At 72.0% G+C, this 18,486-nt stretch carries 13 protein-coding genes and 1 pseudogene; 9 read left to right on the top strand and 5 right to left on the bottom strand.

Going from position 1 to position 18,486, the window contains the following annotated elements:
* Positions 1 to 436: 436 nt before the first annotated feature.
* Positions 437 to 976 (bottom strand): TetR/AcrR family transcriptional regulator, encoded by a 540-nt coding sequence (locus ACFYQQ_RS19870; protein ID WP_355793349.1) that lies wholly within the window; start codon positions 974 to 976, stop codon positions 437 to 439.
* Between the two features lie 171 nt (positions 977 to 1,147).
* Here ACFYQQ_RS19870 and ACFYQQ_RS19865 point away from each other — a divergent pair, with 171 nt between their 5' ends.
* The 3 genes from ACFYQQ_RS19865 (at position 1,148) to ACFYQQ_RS19855 (ending at position 4,396) form a co-directional block, all read left to right on the top strand.
* Entirely contained in the window at positions 1,148 to 2,161 is a 1,014-nt protein-coding gene (locus ACFYQQ_RS19865; protein ID WP_355793347.1) for a zinc-binding dehydrogenase, read from the top strand.
* Between the two features lie 190 nt (positions 2,162 to 2,351).
* Entirely contained in the window at positions 2,352 to 3,896 is a 1,545-nt protein-coding gene (locus ACFYQQ_RS19860) for a hypothetical protein (protein WP_388904891.1), read from the top strand.
* 38 nt (positions 3,897 to 3,934) lie between these two features.
* Complete coding sequence (locus tag ACFYQQ_RS19855; protein ID WP_355794136.1) at positions 3,935 to 4,396, top strand: hypothetical protein; 462 nt, start codon at positions 3,935 to 3,937, stop codon at positions 4,394 to 4,396.
* 34 nt (positions 4,397 to 4,430) lie between these two features.
* Here the strand turns inward: ACFYQQ_RS19855 and ACFYQQ_RS19850 are convergent, their stop codons facing one another.
* Positions 4,431 to 5,366, bottom strand: coding sequence for a LysR family transcriptional regulator (locus ACFYQQ_RS19850; protein WP_388904890.1), 936 nt, complete (start codon positions 5,364 to 5,366; stop codon positions 4,431 to 4,433).
* A gap of 134 nt (positions 5,367 to 5,500) precedes the next feature.
* On the opposite strand from ACFYQQ_RS19850, the gene ACFYQQ_RS19845 reads away from it, so the two are divergent.
* The 3 genes from ACFYQQ_RS19845 to ACFYQQ_RS19835 all read left to right on the top strand — a co-directional run bounded on the left by ACFYQQ_RS19845 (position 5,501) and on the right by ACFYQQ_RS19835 (position 9,189).
* On the top strand, positions 5,501 to 6,769 hold the full coding sequence (locus ACFYQQ_RS19845) for an MFS transporter (protein ID WP_388904889.1): 1,269 nt from the start codon (positions 5,501 to 5,503) through the stop codon (positions 6,767 to 6,769).
* 194 nt (positions 6,770 to 6,963) lie between these two features.
* The gene (locus ACFYQQ_RS19840) at positions 6,964 to 8,856 is read left to right on the top strand and encodes an SMI1/KNR4 family protein (protein WP_388904888.1); all 1,893 of its coding nucleotides are present in this window, start codon (positions 6,964 to 6,966) and stop codon (positions 8,854 to 8,856) included.
* 33 nt (positions 8,857 to 8,889) lie between these two features.
* Positions 8,890 to 9,189: a YciI family protein gene (locus ACFYQQ_RS19835; RefSeq protein WP_355792534.1), complete on the top strand. Its 300-nt coding sequence runs from the start codon at positions 8,890 to 8,892 to the stop codon at positions 9,187 to 9,189.
* Between the two features lie 175 nt (positions 9,190 to 9,364).
* Here the strand turns inward: ACFYQQ_RS19835 and ACFYQQ_RS19830 are convergent.
* Positions 9,365 to 9,613 (bottom strand): annotated as a pseudogene (locus ACFYQQ_RS19830) (hypothetical protein); the annotation flags it as partial.
* Positions 9,614 to 9,670: 57 nt separating this feature from the next.
* Between ACFYQQ_RS19830 and ACFYQQ_RS19825 the strand changes: the two are divergent.
* The 3 genes from ACFYQQ_RS19825 (at position 9,671) to ACFYQQ_RS19815 (ending at position 15,161) form a co-directional block, all read left to right on the top strand.
* Positions 9,671 to 10,138, top strand: coding sequence for an SRPBCC family protein (locus ACFYQQ_RS19825; protein WP_355792536.1), 468 nt, complete (start codon positions 9,671 to 9,673; stop codon positions 10,136 to 10,138).
* Positions 10,139 to 10,624: 486 nt separating this feature from the next.
* Positions 10,625 to 13,393, top strand: a complete 2,769-nt coding sequence (locus ACFYQQ_RS19820) for a PQQ-dependent sugar dehydrogenase (RefSeq protein WP_388904984.1) — start codon at positions 10,625 to 10,627, stop codon at positions 13,391 to 13,393.
* A gap of 16 nt (positions 13,394 to 13,409) precedes the next feature.
* Positions 13,410 to 15,161 carry a ThuA domain-containing protein gene (locus tag ACFYQQ_RS19815; protein WP_356169958.1) on the top strand — a complete coding sequence of 584 codons (1,752 nt, stop codon included), beginning with the start codon at positions 13,410 to 13,412 and terminating at the stop codon, positions 15,159 to 15,161.
* Positions 15,162 to 15,343: 182 nt separating this feature from the next.
* On the opposite strand, the gene ACFYQQ_RS19810 is transcribed toward ACFYQQ_RS19815, so the two are convergent.
* Both ACFYQQ_RS19810 and ACFYQQ_RS19805 read right to left on the bottom strand, forming a co-directional pair.
* A complete protein-coding gene (locus ACFYQQ_RS19810; protein ID WP_356169956.1) occupies positions 15,344 to 16,762 on the bottom strand; it encodes a lipase family protein in 1,419 nt (472 codons plus the stop codon).
* Positions 16,763 to 16,783: 21 nt separating this feature from the next.
* Positions 16,784 to 18,382, bottom strand: coding sequence for a GMC oxidoreductase (locus tag ACFYQQ_RS19805; protein ID WP_388904887.1), 1,599 nt, complete (start codon positions 18,380 to 18,382; stop codon positions 16,784 to 16,786).
* Positions 18,383 to 18,486 lie beyond the last annotated feature (104 nt).

Below are 18,486 nucleotides of genomic sequence, written 5' to 3'. Positions count from 1 at the left end.
AAGCGAACGCCCGGTGGTGAGCGAGGTGGCCGTGCGCAGGAACAAGCGAAACAGGCGGGGCGGCATGTCAGTAAGGCGCGAAAGAGGGCGGTTTGCTCACTGAGAGGCATAAACACCGTTATGAGGCAGGAGGCGCATTGTGGATCACCTCGCGCGCCCCACCCTCTCGCGCGGGCCCAGACCGGGCGGCCGGCAGGAGGCCCCGGTCACCGCGGATGGCGTGAAGTATCACTGCCGCGACCCTCACTGGACGCCGTTACGGACGTCCGGCACCGGCACCGTGGCAATCACCATCGCGGACGCCCGGCACCGGCGTCTCGACGAAACCCACCCGTTGTCGAGTCCGCACGGGAACCCGGACGCACTCACCCACCGCCGACCGGCGGCCGACCGGTGGCGTGGCGCCCCGGCAGTCACCCGCCGACGGGCGCGGGCCTCACCCTCCGTCGGGCCTGACCCCGTCGAGCGTGAGGCCGACCAGGCCGCGGACGAGAGTCTCGTCCAGGGGCGCCCCGCTCAGCAGGACGCGCGTGAACAAGGGCCCGCTGATGGCTTCGACGACCAGACCGGCGTCCGTGCCCTCCGCCAGTTCTCCTCGTTCGACGCCCCGCCGGACCATCACGGCGGCCCGTTCGAGCCGGTCGCGCCAGTAGCCGGTACGGCAGTCGTCGAGCATGTCGTCCCGCTCCACGCTCAGGCGCAACAGGGCCCGCCCCTGCGCCGAGTCGAGCAGCCGGACCAGCGCGAGGAAGAACCGCGTCAGGTCCTCCCGGACGTCCCCGCTGTCCGGGATCGGCAGCGCGGTGTCCAGTTCCGTGGTCAGCGCGTCGAGGATCAGGTTCTCGCGGGTCTTCCACCTGCGGTAGACCGACGTCTCGTGGACTCCGGCCGCCCGGGCGACTGCGCCGACGGTCGCGCCCCGCAGTCCTTCCGCCGACAGGAGGTCCACGGTGGCGGCGAGGACGGCCCGCCTCATGCGCTCGCCGCGCCGGCGCAGCGGAGGTGCGGGGGCGGGCTCTGGTGTGGATGACGGGGCGGCGCTCATCGTCCAAGCGTAAAGCAAGTCGACCTGCGTTGGGTGTACGGTGAACGCAAGGCGACCTGCGATACGGCGCGGGGCTCGCCGCCGCACCGAGGAGACCGCCCCATGGAGCAGATGCTCGCCGCCCGACTGCACGTGCCCAGCCGCACCCTGCGCCTGGAGGAAGTGGCCCGCCCCCAGCCGAGCCCGGGGCAGGTCCTGGTCAAGGTGGAGGCGGCGGGCGTGTGCCTTTCCGACGTACACCTGATCGACGGGACGCTCACCCCGCTGCTGCTCAAGGGGGACACCGTCACCCTCGGCCACGAGGTGTCCGGCGTGATCGCCGAGGTCGGCGACGGGGTCACCGCGTGGCAGGTCGGCACGCGCGTGGTCCTGTACGCGGGTGAGGTGCGCGAAGGCGTCACCTACACCCGGGGCGTCGACTACGACGGCGGCTGGGCCGAGTACACCCTGTCGTCCGCCGACGCGCTCACCGTGCTGCCGGACGCGATCCCCTTCGAACAGGGGTCGATCATTCCCGACGCCGTCTCCACTCCCTGGGGCGCGATCACCACCACCGGTGCGGTCCGGCCCGCCGAGGCGGTCGGCGTCTGGGGCGTAGGAGGGCTCGGGGTGCACGCGGTGCAACTGCTGCGCGCGGTGGGCGCCTGCCCGGTCATCGCCGTCGACCCGAACCCCGTCGCGCGGGAACGCGCCCTCGCGGCCGGCGCCGACTTCGCCCTGGACTCGGCCGACCCCGATCTGCGCGCGACCGTCGCAACGCTCACGGGCGGCGCCGGAATCGCGGCCGCCTTCGACTTCGCGGGCGTCCCGGCCGTACGCGAGCAAGCTCTGCGTGTCCTCGCCCCCAAGGGCCGACTCGTCCTGGTCGGACTGACCGACAAGCCGCTCACCGTGTCCGACGGCACCCGGTTCAGCTACCTGCAGCAGCAGATCCTCGGCCACTACGGCTCCGACATGCCCGTCGCCCTGCCCCAGCTCCTGCGGCTGATCCAGAACGGGCGCCTGGACTTCTCCGGTTCCATCAGCGACGTGCTGCCGCTCGCGGAGGCGGCCCAGGCGGTGGAGCGGCTGGAGAAGAAGGAGGGCAACCCCATCCGACTCATCCTCCGCCCCTGACGACCGCGGCGGCGGGCTGCCCCGAGGCAGGTGGGCTGCCCTACGGCCTCCAGTACGGCACCCGACCCGGCACCGTACCGGCCCGCCGCCACCGAACGTCGATGCTCACCAGCCCCCTCGAGACCGGGAGCCGTGCCGCGGCGCCGAAAAGCCCGCGCCCTTCACGTGCGGCGCGGGCAGTATGCCTCTCGTGAATCACGTCCTGCGCGGTCTCGCCGTCAACACCGCCCTGCCCTCCGAACTGGTCGACCGGCTGATCGCGGTCGCGGACGACGACGTCGCGGCGAGCCTGGCCGATCGCCCGGACCTCAGCCGCGCGCAGGCGGTGGAACTCGCGTCGCGCGTACCGGAGAGCGCGCTGCCCCTCGCCTGCAAGGGGCGGCTGACCTCCGCCGACATCGATCCTTCGGCGCAGCCGCTCGCCGCCCTCGGCCTGCTGGAAGAGAGTTCCGGGAACCCGGAGTGGGCGCGCCTGTTCGCGGCGGATCCGCTCGTCGAGCACCGAGAGAAGCTGGCCGGCTGCCCCGGCCTCCCGCCCGACGTGGTGGAGACGCTGACCGGGGACCCGGACATACGGGTCGTCGCGGAGCTCGCCCTGTGGGCCACGGCGGATGTGGCCGCCGGCCTGGCCGGGCATCCTCACGCCGAGGTCCGACGTGCGGTGGCGTTGAACGAGGCGACTCCGTCTGCCGTCCTGGCCGCGCTGCTCAGCGGCGAGGGCTTGCCTCCCGCTCGCTGGTGCCTGGTCTGCGACGGCGAGACGAAGCCGTGCGTGGATGATCCGGACTGCCGGCAGCCCTCCTGCGGCCTGCCGACCGGGGCCTTCTGCGACGGAGCCCACGAGTCCACCGTGCACCTCATCCGCCAAGCCGCCCTGGGGAATCCGGCCACACCCGTCGACGCGGTCGTCGGCTTCGCCGCCCATCCGTCCGTATCGCTGCGCTGGGCACTCGCCGCCCGGCCCGACCTGCCCACGGAGGTGTACCGGCTGTTGGCCGAGGATCCCGTTCCCGGGATACGCGGTGACCTCGCGGAGAATCCCGGGATCGACGAGTCCCTGATCCGGAAGCTGGCCGACGATCGCGGACACGACGTACGGCGCAGACTGGCCCATCACCCGGACATACCGCTCGACGTGCTCGCCGGCCTGGCCGCGACCCGCAAGATCGGTGCGACTCTGCTGCCGCGGATCGCGACGGCTCGTCCCGACGAGATCGAGGCACTGGCCCAGTCGCCCGCGCCTGCCGTGCGGATGCTGGCGGCTCTACGACGGGATCTGCCCGCCGGAATCCGTGACGCGCTGGCCGACGACCCCGACGCGAAAGTGGTCAAGTGCGTCGCCCCTCATCCGGGCTTCGACGAGGCACGCCTGCGAGGCATGGTGGCGCGGCACGGGACTCAGGTGATCGCGGGGGTCGCGGCCAACCCGGACGCGACCGCGGAGCTGTTGAGGGACCTGGCTCGGCACCAACCCACGCCGGCGAGGGCCTTGCGCGAGATCGCCCGGCACCCGTGTGCGACGGCCCCGGCGCTCCTCGCCTGTCTGACCGACGGACGTGCCAGGCGCGTGGCAGCGGGCCACCCGGCTCTCCCGCCATCCGCCATACGGGAGTTGCTCACGGATCCCGACTGGCTCGTGGTCGAGGCAGCGGCAGCCAACCCGTCCCTGCCGCGGGAGGCGATGTCGGCACTGGTGACTTCCCGGGGCTTTGTCCTGGACGGTTCCCCGGCTTGAGTACGCTCCCTCTGGCTGCGTGGGCGGAGGAGGCAGGCATGACGCGGAGACCGTCGACACGTGAGGCTTTGGGGGTGCTCGAAGGAGAACTGCGGTCTGGGACGTCTGCCGGTCTGGTCACGGAGGACTTCTGGCTTGCCTTCCTCCGTTTCGGCCGACGGCTGTTCGACGTCCCTGACACGCCTGACGCTGACGGCCTTCTGCTCCAGTACGGGATCTACGCGTTCGACGGTCCCGCCTCGTTCACGCTTGACCTCACCCGCCAGTTCGAGGTCTCCGGCAGGGCCGGTGACCATGACCACTACACACAGGTCCACTGCGAGCTCCGGTACGGACTCGCCCCCGACCTGGCGGCTCTGGGAAGTTTCGACTCGTGGTTCTTCCACGGCGCCGGAGACGATCTCGACCTCTGGGCCCGACGCCTGGCCGGGCGGCCTGCCTGGGCAGTGATCCGGCGGCTTCGGCCTGTCCTGGTCAGGGTCTACGAGGAGCGGGTGTAGTCGCCTCGTCGGGGCCGGTGGGTCCGGGGGCCGTTCACCGTGGGATCACCCAGTCCGGTGCCCACGTGCCGACGGCGTCGTGGCCGGGTGCCGCCGCGGCCAGGTGAGCGCGGAGCGTGGCCAGCGCCGGGTGCGGGTTGTCGCGGTGCCAGAGGAGCGAGTGCGGGTACACAGGCGTCGGGTCCGTCACCGGGATTCGGCGCAGCCCGTGGCCCGCGGGCCAGACGAGGCGGGTGTGGCCGCCCATGAAGGTGGCCAGCGACGGGGTGTCGGCGATGGTGTCGAGGAGCGCGTCGGACCCGAAGTTGGGGCCGGTGGCCTCGATGGTGAGGCCGAACTCGGCGATGAGGTCGTCGTAGTAGGCGGCCCATTCCGTCCCCGGGACGATCCCGGGCATCCAGATCCGGTGCCCGGCCAGCTGGGCGACGGTCACCGACTTGGCGCCCGCCAGTGCGTGGGCCGGGCCCGTGAGCAGCTGGAGCGGCTCGTCCAGCACCCGGCTCGCCTCGACGTCGTCGGGAAAGGGCCGCCCTGGCGCGGCGACGGCGCGGAAGGACGCGTCGATCGCGCCGGAGCGGATGGCGGCGACCGCCGTCTCGATCTCGAACAGCATCACGACATCGAGGTCGATCTCTGGGTACGCACGGTGGAAGCCGCGCATCAGTCCCGTCGCCGCGCCGCGCGAGGCGATCACGTCGACGCGCAGGGGACGACGGCCCGCGCGCACGGAGGCGGACGCGCGCTCGGCGACCCGCAGCAGCTCGCGCGCGTGAGGCAGGAACGCCTGGCCGTCGATGGTGAGTTCGGCGCCACGGGGAGTGCGGGTGAACAGCGGCACGCCGAGATCCCGTTCCAGCGCCGCGATGCGCTTCGAGACGGCCTGCTGGGTGACCGCCAGTTCGGCGGCGGCCTCCTGGAACCGTCCCGCCTCGGCGGCGGCGACGAAGGTCCGGACGGTGTCGAGGTCCATGCCCACCAGCCTAGGGGCACAACCACTGGTTGTGACTGAGGGCCTCGTGGTTGTTTGTGCGCTGCGTATGGCGCTCGCTTTGATGAAGTCGAACGCGAATCGGTTGTGCGGGTGAGGGGCGGAGGGCGTCGGGCATGAAGCGCTGGCACGGGCTGGGGTGGTCGACCGGGGTTCGCCTGGGCCGGCCGTTCGGGTGGCTCTGGGGGGCGTACGGGACCAGCGCGCTCGGCACCTGGCTGGCCTTCGGCGCGTTCCCGCTGATCGCCGTCCGGGTACTGGACGCCGGGCCGGCCGAGGTCGCCGCGCTGTCCTCCGTGGGGGCCGCGGTGGGCGCGGTCGTCGCGGTGCCGCTCGGCCCGTGGGTGGAGTTCCGCAGCAAGCGGCCGGTGCTGATCGCCATGGACCTCGTGCGGTGCGCGGCACTGCTGACGATCCCCGTCGCGTTCGCGTTCGGCGTGCTCGGCTTCCTTCAGCTCCTCCTCGTCACGGTGGTCGTCGCGGCGGCCGACATCACCTTCCGTGCCGCCTCCGGCGCGTACCTGAAGACCCTGCTGCCGGCCGAGGACCTGCTCGTCGCCAACGCCCGGTTCGAGTCCACGTCCTGGACGACCACGATCGTCGGGCCTCCGCTGGGCGGTCTCGCGATCGGGCTGCTCGGCCCGGTGGCGACGGTGGTGGCCGACGCGGTCAGCTATCTGCTCTCCGCCCTGGGCATCCGCGCCATGGGCGGCCACGAGGCGCCGCCGGAAGCCCGGAAGGCGACGCGTCCGCGGGCCCGGGACCTGCTCGACGGCTGGCGGTACATCCTCGCCGACGGGACGCTGCGACCGCTGTTCTTCAACACCGCGCTGTTCAACGGACTCGTCATGGCCGCGCAGCCGCTGTTGACGGTGCTGATGCTCGGACCGCTCGGATTCGCGCCGTGGCAGTACGGCCTCGCCTTTGCCGCGCCCTCGATCGCCGGCCTGCTCGGTTCGCGGCTCGCCGGGCCGCTCGTCACCCGGTTCGGCGGACACCGGGTCCTGGTCGTGACGGGGGCACTGCGTGCGCTGTGGCCCGTCGGCCTCGCCTTCGTGGGGTCCGGGACGGGAGGGCTACTGCTGGTGATGGGCGTGGAAGCCGGGCTCATCTTCTGCTGCGGGGTCTTCAACCCCGTCCAGGCCACCTGCCGCCTGGAACGCACACCGGCCGAACGGGTCGCCCGCACGCTGTCCGCCTGGGCGGTGACGACGAAGGCATCGACCGCGCTGCTGACCGCGGTCTGGGGCCTGCTGGGCGCCCTCCTCGGCCCGCGTACCGCCATCGGCCTGGCCGGGCTCCTCCTGCTGGCGACCCCGTTGGTGCTCCCCCGCCGCACGAAGTCCGCCCCTGCCGAGCCGCGGCCGGAACCGAGCGCCGCCTGAAGTCCCGTCGCGGCGGGCGGAGGCCCCGGTTCGCCGACGTCGAGCCGCTGGTGCGAGCCGCCGCTGCCTTCGAAGCCGCCGCGTGCGTTCTCCGGTCCGGCTCCGGCCCCGCTCCCCGGCGGGCGCGCCGAGGGGGGATCGTTCCGCGGAGGGGCCGCGGCCCGATTGTCAGTGGCCGGTGCCATGATCCGCGCATGACTGGCGAGCCTTTCAACTGGCATGATCTCCTCGGGCGTTGGCAGGAGGAGTGGGTTCCTCGCGCGGGCGAGGACGAGGGCGAGGAGGAGGCCACCGCTCCGCCCGGCCGGCCCGGCGCGGACGAGGCGACGATCGCCGCCGCCGAGGAGCGGCTGGGGACGCGGCTGCCTCCCTCGTACCGCGCGTTCCTCGCCGCGAGCGACGGGTGGCACGTGGACCAGACGGCCGCCGTCTATCAACTCGGCGGCGCCGCCGACATCGACTGGTTCCGGGACCCGCACGACATGACCTCCCTGTACGAACAGCACGTGGACGACACGTCGCGCGAGGAGGACGTCCTCCTCGCGGGGATGTGGCGTCGGGCGCTGCGGCTGGAGACGGAGTCCGACATGTCGCACGCCCTGCTCGACCCGGGCGACCGCGACCAGGACGGCGAATGGGCGCTCTACGTCTACAAGGGCTGGAGCGGTGAATACCCGGACCGCTACCCGTCGTTCCGGGCCTACATGGAGGCCATGTACCGCAGCTTCCACGCCGACCGCGTGGAAAGACCCGACTTCGTGAACGCGACCACGCGCGCGCAGGACGCCCGTACCGAGGAAGCCCGCGTGCTGGCCCTGCGCGGGCGGTACGAGGAGGCCCTGCCGCTGCTCGAGGAGGCATCCTCCTTCGGACGGCCGCGGAGTGCCGCCCTGCTGCGCCAAGTCCGGCAGTTGCTGGCCCCGCGCGGCACTTCGGACTACGGCGATCTGGTGGCCGACGCGCGCTACCTTCCCGAGCTCCTGCCGGTCGTGGCCATGGGGGCGGCGCACGCGGCACGGTGGCCGGACGAGGGCGAGCACTGGCTCAGGATGATGGCCGCTCGGGGAGTCGACCGGGCGGTAGCCGAAGCGGTGCTGAACGCGGTGCGCGACGGCACCTACCGTTACGCGCCTCCCGGTCCCTGGGGGCGGGCCGTGGCCGAGGCCCGGGAGTCGGCCCGCCGGGGAGCGGGCGACACCGCGTGGCGGGTGCTGCGCGACGCGCTCCCGCGGTGGGAGGCGCCCGGACCCATGCTGATCGCCCCGATCGGGCTGCTCGCCGACCCGGTCCTGGGCCCGCTGGTCACCCCGGAGCGCGGGCGGGAGATCCTCGCGACACCGCGGGCCGGGGAGACGGGCCCCGCCCCCGAGCCGGTGCCCGATCTGGACCCCCCGGGTCTCTCGTGGCTGACGGAGCCGATGCCGAACGGGCAGGCATTCGACGGATACCGCTGTGTCTGGGTCGAGGACACCGACCCCGCACTCCTGCCCGCCCTGATCGGCGAGGACGGCGCCCGGCTGAGCGTGCCCGTGGACCCGCGCACGGCGTCCTGGCGGGCGCCCAGGCCCCACGAGCGCGAGGGCGTGGAGCTGTGGGAGGACCGGGCCGTCGTCTGCGTCGGCCGCACCGCCGAGGGGTGGGCCTTCGCCTTCGACGGTCACTCTCGGAGCCGTCTGGGCAAGGCGTCCCGGTCCCCCGCCGCGGCCGCGTCCTCGTCCGGCCGTGCGGTGGTCCTCTGGCGGGACGCGGCGTTCTCGACCTCCGAGGACCACCCCGCCGCGTTCCACGTGTCGGTGGCCGAACGGGGCGAAGAGCTGTACGCGTTCACCGTGCGGGGCGCGGAGGTCCTGCGCTCCGGTGCGATACCCGAAGCTCTGGACCCCGCACGGCTGTTCCGCCCACAGGACTCCGACTCGGCCCGCGAACTGGCCCTGTTGCGGGCCCTGCACGACGAACTCGGCCTCTCACTCCCCCGCTTCGCGCTGACCCGCGGGAAGCTCTCCACCTTCACCACCCGCTCCTGGACGCGGGCGCCGCGCGAGGGCGAGGCCTTCGCCTACCTCAGCTTCGTCCGCCACCGGTCCTGAGCACGGTCGGCGAGTCCGGCTAACCTGCGGATCATGTTCGTAATGGAATTGACCTACACGGCACCCATCGAGCGCGTCGAGGAGCACCTCGGGGCGCACGTGGCCTGGCTGAGCACCCTGTACGAGGAGGGCGTGGTGATCGCCTCCGGCCGCAAGGACCCGCGGACCGGCGGCATCCTGATCGCGGCGGGGATCGACCGCGCCCGCGCCGAGCGGATAGCGGCGGCGGACCCGTTCGTCGCGGCCGAGGTCTGCGAGTACCGGATCACGGAATTCATCGCGACGAAGACGGCGCCCGCGCTGGAGCGGTACCAGGAGCAACTCCCGGCGTAGGCGCCCGAAGAGGCCGCAGGATGCCTGGTCCGCTGCCTCCGAGTGCCCCTGGACCGGGTCTCCTGCGCCCGGCATCCCCACCCGGGCCGTCCACCGTGGCCCCGGCCGCCGTCGGCCGGGCGTCACCGGTCGGCGCGGGCGCGAGTGTGTGTCAGCGGTGGTCCCCGCGGGCGCGTCACGGGTGGTCGCCGTGCCGCCCGAGGATCTGCACAGGGGTCGCACCAGGACGGGTCCACCGCGGCACGGAACGGCTGGTCCCGCCCCAGGGCGTGTTCCCGTCCGCGTCCGCGCGCCAGGACCGGCACGGGTCGCGTCCCTCGAACCGGCCCTCGGGACGATCTTCCCACGCCCCACCGCGCCCGCAGGGCGTCATGTCCAGCAGCCCCAGGTACGCGTTGACCTCATCGGCGCGAGGCGTTTCGCTTCAGCGACCCGGCCGGTCGCGGGCCGCCCCGGAACCTCGCGACCATAGACTCGGCGCATGGACCGGAGAGACCGCGCCACCCGCCTGATCGCCGCTGCACCGACGGCCGTCTACGACGCGCTCCTCCGCAGGGAGTCCCTCGAGGCCTGGTTGCCGCCGGAGGGCATGCGCGGGCGTATCGAGCGGTGGGATCCCCGGTCCGGAGGCGGCTTCCGCATGGTCCTGACCTATCTCGACGCCACCGACAGCCCTGGCAAGACCTCCGGGGGGACGGATGTGGTCGAGGTCGAGTTCGCCGACCTCGTGCCGCCGGAGCGTGTGGTGCAGCGGGCGGTGTTCGAGGCCGACGATCCCGCGTACGCGGGCACCATGACGATGACCTGGCAACTCGCCTCCGCGGGCGCCGGGACAGAGGTCACCGTGACCGCCACGAACGTGCCCTCCGGGATCGACCAGACGGTGCACGAGGTCGCGATGGCGTCTTCCCTGGCTCACCTGGCAGCCCACGTCGAAGAGGCCCGCTGACCACGTAGTCGTATGCCTGGGCGCCGCCGCCGTCGTCTCGGCCGTCACCGTCCCTGATCTCACGTTCGGCAGACCGTTCGGCCGACGCCGTCGCGGGCTGCCGTCACCGTCGCCGTTGCCGTCCTCTGCGGGCGGCCTCCTTCACACGTCCCGCGTCTCCGCGATCGACGGCTGCCGTCAACTCCATTGCTCCGCAGGCGACATGGCACTTTGTCCCGTCAGCGGAGAAAGAATGAAGATCTTGATGGAAAGGGGTTACGGGTGAGGACCAACCCCGCTAACTTCCCTGAAATGAACCGGTCATAAATCTCTTAGGCCGGGGCTCGACGGCGCGACGGCGCGCGCCTGTACTCCCTCACGGCAGTCCCTGCGGCCTGCCGCCACCCCCACCCCCGGGAGAACTCTGTGCGCACGAGAACGCGCGGACACAGACGTGTCCGTTTCCTCCTGACGGCCGCGGCGTGTGCCATCGGCCTGGCCCTGCCCATGAGCCCGGCCGCCGCCGACACGGCGGACCCCGGCGGCCGGGCCGCGTCCGCAGCCGCCGACGAGTTCCAACAGGTCACCCTCGCCAAGGGCGTGGCCGAGACCGGCGAACCCATGACCCTGGCGGTGCTGCCGAACCGGTCGGTGCTGCACACCTCGCGCGACGGCACACTCCGCCTGACCGACGCCGGAGGCACCACGAGCGTGGCGGGCACGCTGGAGGTGTACAGCCACGACGAGGAGGGCCTGCAAGGCGTCGCCGTCGACCCGGGATTCACGTCCAACCGCTTCATCTACCTCTACTACGCACCCAAGTTGAGCACGCCCGGCGGCGACGCCCCGGCGGACGGGACCTCCTCCGACTTCACCCCGTTCGACGGGGTCAACCGGCTCTCGCGGTTCGTCCTACGCTCGGACGGCACCCTGGACACGGCGAGCGAGAAGAAGATCCTCGACGTGCCGGCGTCCCGCGGCCTGTGCTGCCACGTCGGCGGTGACATCGACTTCGACGCGGCGGGCAACCTGTACCTGTCCACGGGCGACGACACCAACCCCTTCGCCTCGGACGGCTACACGCCCATCGACGAGCGCACCTCGCGCAACCCGGCCTACGACGCCCAGCGTTCGGCGGGCAACACCAACGACCTGCGCGGCAAGGTCCTGCGTATCAAGGTGGCCGCCGACGGTTCGTACACGATCCCGTCCGGCAACCTCTTCGCGCCCGGCACCGCGAAGACCCGTCCCGAGATCTACGCGATGGGCTTCCGCAACCCCTTCCGCATGAGCGTCGACAAGGCCACCGGCACCGTCTACGTCGGCGACTACGGCCCCGACGCGGGCACCGCCAGCGCGTCCCGAGGGCCCGCCGGGCAGGTGGAGTTCAACCGCATCACCAAAGCGGGCAACTTCGGCTGGCCGTACTGCACGGGCAAGAACGACGCCTACATCGACCACGACTTCGCCACCGGCTCGGCGGGCTCGGCCTTCAACTGCGCCGCCCCGAAGAACACCTCGCCGCGCAACACCGGCCTGACCGACCTGCCCGCCGCGCAGCCCGCGTGGATCCCCTACGACGGCGGCTCCGTACCGGAGTTCGGCAGCGGATCCGAATCGCCCATGGGCGGACCGGTCTACCGCTACGACGCGAGCTCGACCTCCGAGGTGAAGTTCCCGCAGGAGTACGACGGCGACTTCTTCGCGGGCGAGTTCGGCCGCCGCTGGATCAAGCGCATCGAAGCCGCCGGCGACGGAACCGTGCAGTCCATCAACTCCTTCCCCTGGAGCGGCACCCAGGTGATGGACATGGCCTTCGGGCCGGACGGCGCCCTCTACGTCCTCGACTACGGCACGGGCTACTTCAACGGCGACGCGAACTCAGCCCTGTACCGCATCGAGCACGTCACGGGCGGCCACGCCCCGGTCGCGCAGGCCAAGGCGAACGTCACCTCCGGAAAAGCGCCCCTGTCCGTCACCTTCTCCTCCGCGGGCACTTCCGACGCGGACGGTGACGCCCTCTCCTACTCCTGGAACTTCGGCGATAGCACCACGTCCAACGCGGCCGACCCGTCGCACACCTACCCCGCCAACGGGCAGTACACGGCCACGCTCAAGGTCACCGACGCGACGGGCAAGAGCGCGACCGCCTCCGTGCAGATCACGGTCGGGAACACCGCCCCGACGGTGCGCATCGACCTGCCCGGCGACGGCGCCATCTACGACGCCGGCGCCGCGATCCCCTTCAAGGTCACGGTGACCGACCCCGAGGACGGCACCGTCGACTGCACCAAGGTCAAGGTCACGTTCATCATCGGCCACGACAGCCACGGCCACCCGCAGACCTCGACGACCGGCTGCACCGGCACCCTGCAGACCCTCGCCGACGGTGAGCACGACCCCAACGCCAACATCTTCGGCGTCATCGACGCCGAGTACACGGACAAGGGCGCGAACGGTCAGCCGGCTCTCACGACGCACGACCAGCACATCACCCAGCCCAGCCACCGCCAGGCCGAGCACTACGGTGACTCCTCGGGCGTCGAGGTCGTCAGCCACATCCCGGCCAACGGCGGCAAGACGGTCGGTTACATCGACAGCGGCGACTGGATCTCCTTCAAGCCGTACACCCTCGGCAACACCACCGCCTTCACCGCCCGCGTCTCCTCCGCCGGCGCCGGCGGCACCATCGAGGTGCGTGCCGGCTCCAAGACGGGCACGCTGCTCGGCACGGCGACCGTGCCGGTGACAGGCGGCTGGGAGACCTTCCGGGACGTGACGGCGAACCTGAGCGGCCAGCCGACCGGCTCCACCACCCTGTACCTCGTCTTCAAGGGCGGCAGCGGCTCGCTCTTCGACGTGGACGAGTTCTCCTTCACCACCACGGGCGGTACCCGGTCAGGCCCGGTCAAGGGGGTCGGCGGCAAGTGCCTGGACGTGAAGGACGCGGCCACGGCGGACGGCACGCAGGTGCAGCTGTGGTCGTGCGACGGTTCGGCCGCGCAGAAGTGGTCGGTGCCGGGCGACGGAACGCTGAAGGCGCTGGGCAAGTGCCTGGACGTGTCGGGCGGCGGAAGCGCCGACGGTACGCGCGTCCAGCTGTGGACGTGCAACGGGACCGGCGCGCAGAAGTGGGCGCCCCAGTCGGACGGCACGGTCCGCAACCCGCAGTCCAGCAAGTGCCTGGACGCCTCCGGCGACACCTGGAACGACGGAACGCCGGTCCACCTGTGGACCTGCCACACCGGACCCAACCAGAAATGGACCCTGCCCTAGAAGGGAGGTGACGCAGATGCGCACCCATCTCACAGCGGTTCTCGGGCTGTTCGCCGGCGCCGCACTCTGTTCCGCTCCGCAGGCCGCGGCCCTGCCCGCCGTCGGCACGAGCGCCCACACGCAAGCGGTCACCCGCGTGGCCGCCGACCCGACGTACAAGATCCTCGTCTTCTCCCGGACCGCGGGTTTCCGCCACGACTCGATCGACGAGGGCATCACGGCGCTGCGGGACCTCGGCACGGCGAACAACTTCACCGTCGACGCCACCGAGGATCCGCAGACCTTCACCACGGCCAACCTGGCCCAGTACAAGGCGGTCGTCTTCCTGTCGACGACCGGTGACGTCCTGGGCGCCGCCCAGCAGACCGCCTTCGAGAGCTACGTCCAGGGCGGAGGCGGGTACGTCGGTATCCATGCCGCCGCGGACACGGAGTACGACTGGCCCTTCTACGAGGGGCTGGCCGGCGCGCTCTTCCGCTCCCACCCGGCCGTACAGTCCGCCACCGTCCGCGTCGAGGACCGGGCGCACGACGCCACCGCCCATCTGGGCAGGACCTGGCAGCGCACCGACGAGTGGTACGACTACCGCACCAACCCCCGCGCCACGGCCCATGTGCTGGCCTCGCTCGACGAGTCCAGTTACACGGGCGGTTCCATGGGCGGGGACCATCCGATCGCCTGGTGCAAGGACTACCGCGGCGGCCGGGCCTTCTACACCGGGGGCGGTCACACCGAGGGCTCGTACGCCGAGGCGGCGTTCCGCAGGCATCTGCTCGGCGGCATCCGCTGGGCGGCGGGGATGACGCGGGCGGACTGCCGGCCGGAGAACGGCTACACGTCCCTGTTCGACGGGTCGGGCACGACCGGCTGGCAGCAGGCGGGCCCCGGCGGTTTCGACCTCGCCGACGGCACCCTCACCTCGCACGGCGGGATGGGCATGCTCTGGTACTCCGCCAAGGAGTTCACCGGGGACTACTCCCTCAAGCTGGACTGGAAGGCGAGCGGCGACGACAACTCCGGTGTCCTGCTGGGCTTCCCGGCCTCCTCCGACCCGTGGTCGGCGGTCGACAACGGCTACGAGGTCCAGATCGACGCCACCGACACCGTCGACCGCACCACGGGAGCCGTCTACGGGTTCAAGTCCGCCGACATCGCCGCGCGTGACGCCGCGCTCAACCCGCCGGGGCAGTGGAACACGTACGAACTACGGGTCACCGGGGAGCGGTTGGAAATCTTCCTGAACGGCAGCAAGATCAACGATTTCACCAACACCGATCCGGCGCGGAGCCTGAAGCAGGGCCACATCGGCATCCAGAACCACGGGGACGGCGACGAGGTGGCCTTCCGCAACATCCGCATCAAGCAGGGCGACACCCAGCCCGGTCCGCGCTCGGGGCCGGTGAAGGGCGTCAACGGCAAGTGCCTGCAGGTGGAGAACGCGGGCACGGCCGACGGCACCCGGGCGCAGCTGTGGTCGTGCGACGGTTCGGCCGCGCAGAAGTGGTCGGTGCCGGGCGACGGAACGCTGAAGGCGCTGGGCAAGTGCCTGGACGTGTCGGGCGGCGGAAGCGCCGACGGTACGCGCGTCCAGCTGTGGACGTGCAACGGGACCGGCGCGCAGAAGTGGGCGCCTCAGTCGGACGGCACGGTCCGCAACCCGCAGTCGGGCAAGTGCCTGGACGCCTCAGGCAGCACCTGGAACGACGGAACGCCGGTCCACCTGTGGACCTGCCACACCGGACCCAACCAGAAATGGACCCTGCCGTGATGCCGGTAGGCCGTTGAGGCCGTCCGGCTGGTGACCTTCAGCCCCGCTCACATCTGTGAGCGGGGCTGAACGCGTCCGCGACCGCCGGTGCCACCGACGCGCTCAACTCAACCGACTTCACGGCTACTTGGCGGTGTAGCCGACGAGGCGCACGTCGAACGAGCGGAGGCACGCCCGACCGGTCAGGGTTGCAGCGGCATGGTCCAGCAGTTGGAGGTCGTGGGCTTGCCCGAGAGCCGGTCGGTCAGCCAGGAGATCGCGTCGCCCTGGTCGGTGAGCAGGGGGACGAGGTGGTTGGTGAGGATCTTGTCGCCGAGGTTGGGCAGCCGGATGGGCTCGTAGGTGACGTCGCCGCCCTTGCGGCACCAGTCCACGGCGAGTTGCCGGGCCTGGCCGTGGGGAACGATGTCGTCCTGGACGCCGGTGGCCACGCGCACCGGGCCCGTGGGTTCGAGCCGCCCGATGCGCTGCTTGTCCAGCGCGGCCTTGGCACGCGGCTCGGCGGCGATGACGTCCCCGACGGACCTGCCGTCGTTGGTCCACTTGTTGCTCTTGGTGAAGCCGTAGCCGAACAGCGCGTCACCCACGCACATGGTCGAGGCGTCCTTCAGCGCGGCCTTGCCGGTGGCGCTGATGTTCGCCTCGACGACCGCGCGCAGGTCGGGGTCGGCCTGCGCGAAGCCGTTGATGGACCAGGCGAGCGCGCCGGCCAGGGCACTGCCGTCGATGCCCTTCATGACGGAGGTGAGGTCCGCCGGCGGCGCGCCGGCGTAGGTTCCGACGAGGGGCACGTCGGGTGCGTAGGTGGACTGAAGTTCGGCGGCCGACGCGCTGGCGCCGCCGCCCTGGCTGTAGCCGTACAGGCCGGTCGGGGAGGCCGCGGTGACCGAGGCACCGGGCACGCCACGGGCGGCGCGGGCGGCGTCCAGCAGGGCGTGCCCCTGGTCGAGGCGGTTCACGTAGGTGTGGACGCGGTCGGTGGCACCGAGGCCGACGTAGTCGGTGACGACCACGGCCGCCCCGGTGGCGAGGATGCGGTAGATGGCCAGAGCTTCGTAGCCGACCGACACGGTGTCGCCGTTCAGGGTCAGCGGGTGCTGGAGCGCGAACGAGGGCGCGCACTGGTCGCCCTGCCCCATGGTGCCGGAGGCGACCGCCACGAGCGGGCGCGGGCCGGGCTTGGTCCACGCGGCCGAGGGTTCGATGTAGGCCCCGGTCACGGCGACGGGCTGCCCGGCCGAGTCGGTGGACTTGTACATCAGCCGTGTCGCGGTGCCGGGCATCGGGCGGCCGTCGAGTCCGGGGATGCTCAGCCCGAGCGGCATCGCTTCGGTGCGTATCAACGCGCCGTTGGTGGCGGGCAGTTCGGCCGGCGGGTTGTAGAAGGCGGGGATGGTGACCCCGCGTGAGACGACGGGTTCCGTACCGGCCGCGGACGCCGGTGCGGCCAGCAGGCACGCGCAGACCGTGCCGGTGACGACACCGGCCAGCACTCGCGGTCCGGCAGGGCCGGTACGGCGGGTGCGCTCCGCCGGGGAGGCGGCCTGCGGGACCCGGCCCGGGGTGAGGTCGGAAAGGGATCGGGTTCTCTTGCGGCTCATGGTCGGCTCCTCGCTCGGCGTTCAGATGAACGTGTCGATGTCGTGCGCGGTGATCGCGTCCATCGCCCGCTCGGCGACGGCCGCGATGGTCATGGACGGGTTGCACGCCCCGGTCGTGCCGGGGATCAGGGCGCCGTCGAGCACGTAGAGGCCCCGCTGGCCCCGCACCCGGCCCTCCAGGTCGCACACCGTGCCCATGGACGCGCCGCCCAGTGGGTGCCAGGTGCTGTTGACCAGGGAGTTGGTGTCCGTCAGTACGCCGAGTCCCTTGGCGACGGCCGTGACCCGCCGGTGGAGGTTGCGGTGGCTCGCGGAGTCCCCGCCCCGGGGCCAGTGCAGGGACACCGAGTCGGTGGACGCGTCGTAGCGGAAGCGGCCGCGGTCGGGGCTCACCCCGAAGCCGACCAGCATGGTCGTCCGGGCGTCGATGCCCAGTGGCGGCAGTGACGCCTGGATGACGGTGTTCGCGGTGGCCGGGTCGTCCCACGCCTTGCTTCCGTAGACGACGGGGCCTCCCTGCTCGGCGCCGAAGTCCTCCTGCAGGTTCGTCCAGGCGTAGATGCGGTCGCCGTTGGTTCCCCAGCCTTCGCCGAGTCCGTCGGGGAGGTCGGGCACGGCGCCGGTCGCCTGCGCGCGGACCAGGAGCCTGCTCGTGTTGACGCTGCCGGCTGCCATGACCAGGGCACGGGTCGAGAGGACCTTCTGCTCCAGCACGCGGCCCGAGTCGTCGGTGCGGTCGGCCCACACCTCCCAGCGGCCGTCGGCGGCCCGGGCCACGGAGGTGACGTTGTGGTGGGTCGCGACGGTGACCTTGCCGGTCGCCTCGGCCTGCCGCAGATACGTCACGTCGACGGAGTGCTTGCCTCCGTTGTTGACGCCGAGTGCGCAGTCCCCGTTGGTGTAGGAGGGCTTCATCTCGCCGCGGAGTTCGGCGAGGGCGTAGTCCCAGTCGATCGGCATCGGGATCTTCGCGAGGTCGTAACCGGCTCCGCGCACCCGCTCGGCGAAGACCCGTGCCGCGTAGTAGGTGCGGGCGCCGACGAGTTCGTCGGGTGCCGTCGCGACCTGGAGCATGTGCGCCACGCGGGGGTAGTGGATCAGGTCCATGCGGCCGTAGTCGAGGCGTTCGGGCAGCCAGGTGTTGAACACCGCTTCCGAGGGCTGGAGGGTCATGCCCTGGTAGACCAGCGATCCCCCGCCGACCCCGGCCGCGCAGACGCTGAGGATGTTCTCGCCGCGTACGGGTTCGAGAAGCCCTGTGTAGGGCGCGAAGTCCAGTGGGGTGCCGATCAGCCGGGCGAGCGGCCTGACGGCGGCCGGGAGCGTGCCGTACCAGAGCATCCGTTTGTCGAGGCCGGACACGTGGGGGAAGGTCTCGGCGTTGGGCCCGGTCGGCCACCTGCGGCCGCGCTCCAGGACGGTCACCGGCACGCCGGCCTGCGCGAGGCGGAGCGCCGCCACACCTCCCCCGAACCCCGATCCGATGACGACGACCCGGTGTTCCTCCCTGGTCAGCCGCACGCGGGACGGTGCGGCCGAGGCCGCCGGTGAGGGGAGGAGGCTCGCGGCGGCCAGTCCGGTGGCACCGGCGAGCAGGGCGCGTCTGCTGGGCCTGGGCATGTGGGGCTCCTTGGTCGGATGTGGGGGTGCCGTCCGTGGGGCGGCCGACCGCGCCGTTTCGGCGGGCCGGGCGGGGTTCGCGCAGGCCGGACCGCGCCCGTCGC

The sequence above is a fragment of the Streptomyces sp. NPDC005496 genome (assembly GCF_042872045.1).
Taxonomy (GTDB): domain Bacteria; phylum Actinomycetota; class Actinomycetes; order Streptomycetales; family Streptomycetaceae; genus Streptomyces.
This window is presented reverse-complemented; position numbering and strand designations above follow the sequence as displayed.

Bases quoted from the DNA above. Each gene is read 5' to 3' on its own strand.
- ACFYQQ_RS19870 (WP_355793349.1), bottom strand. From the start codon at position 976: ATGAGGCGGGCCGTCCTCGCCGCCACCGTGGACCTCCTGTCGGCGGAA.
- ACFYQQ_RS19865 (WP_355793347.1), top strand. From the start codon at position 1,148: ATGGAGCAGATGCTCGCCGCCCGACTGCACGTGCCCAGCCGCACCCTG.
- ACFYQQ_RS19855 (WP_355794136.1), top strand. From the start codon at position 3,935: ATGACGCGGAGACCGTCGACACGTGAGGCTTTGGGGGTGCTCGAAGGA.
- ACFYQQ_RS19850 (WP_388904890.1), bottom strand. From the start codon at position 5,366: ATGGACCTCGACACCGTCCGGACCTTCGTCGCCGCCGCCGAGGCGGGA.
- ACFYQQ_RS19845 (WP_388904889.1), top strand. From the start codon at position 5,501: ATGAAGCGCTGGCACGGGCTGGGGTGGTCGACCGGGGTTCGCCTGGGC.
- ACFYQQ_RS19840 (WP_388904888.1), top strand. From the start codon at position 6,964: ATGACTGGCGAGCCTTTCAACTGGCATGATCTCCTCGGGCGTTGGCAG.
- ACFYQQ_RS19835 (WP_355792534.1), top strand. From the start codon at position 8,890: ATGTTCGTAATGGAATTGACCTACACGGCACCCATCGAGCGCGTCGAG.
- ACFYQQ_RS19825 (WP_355792536.1), top strand. From the start codon at position 9,671: ATGGACCGGAGAGACCGCGCCACCCGCCTGATCGCCGCTGCACCGACG.
- ACFYQQ_RS19820 (WP_388904984.1), top strand. From the start codon at position 10,625: ATGAGCCCGGCCGCCGCCGACACGGCGGACCCCGGCGGCCGGGCCGCG.
- ACFYQQ_RS19815 (WP_356169958.1), top strand. From the start codon at position 13,410: ATGCGCACCCATCTCACAGCGGTTCTCGGGCTGTTCGCCGGCGCCGCA.
- ACFYQQ_RS19810 (WP_356169956.1), bottom strand. From the start codon at position 16,762: ATGAGCCGCAAGAGAACCCGATCCCTTTCCGACCTCACCCCGGGCCGG.
- ACFYQQ_RS19805 (WP_388904887.1), bottom strand. From the start codon at position 18,382: ATGCCCAGGCCCAGCAGACGCGCCCTGCTCGCCGGTGCCACCGGACTG.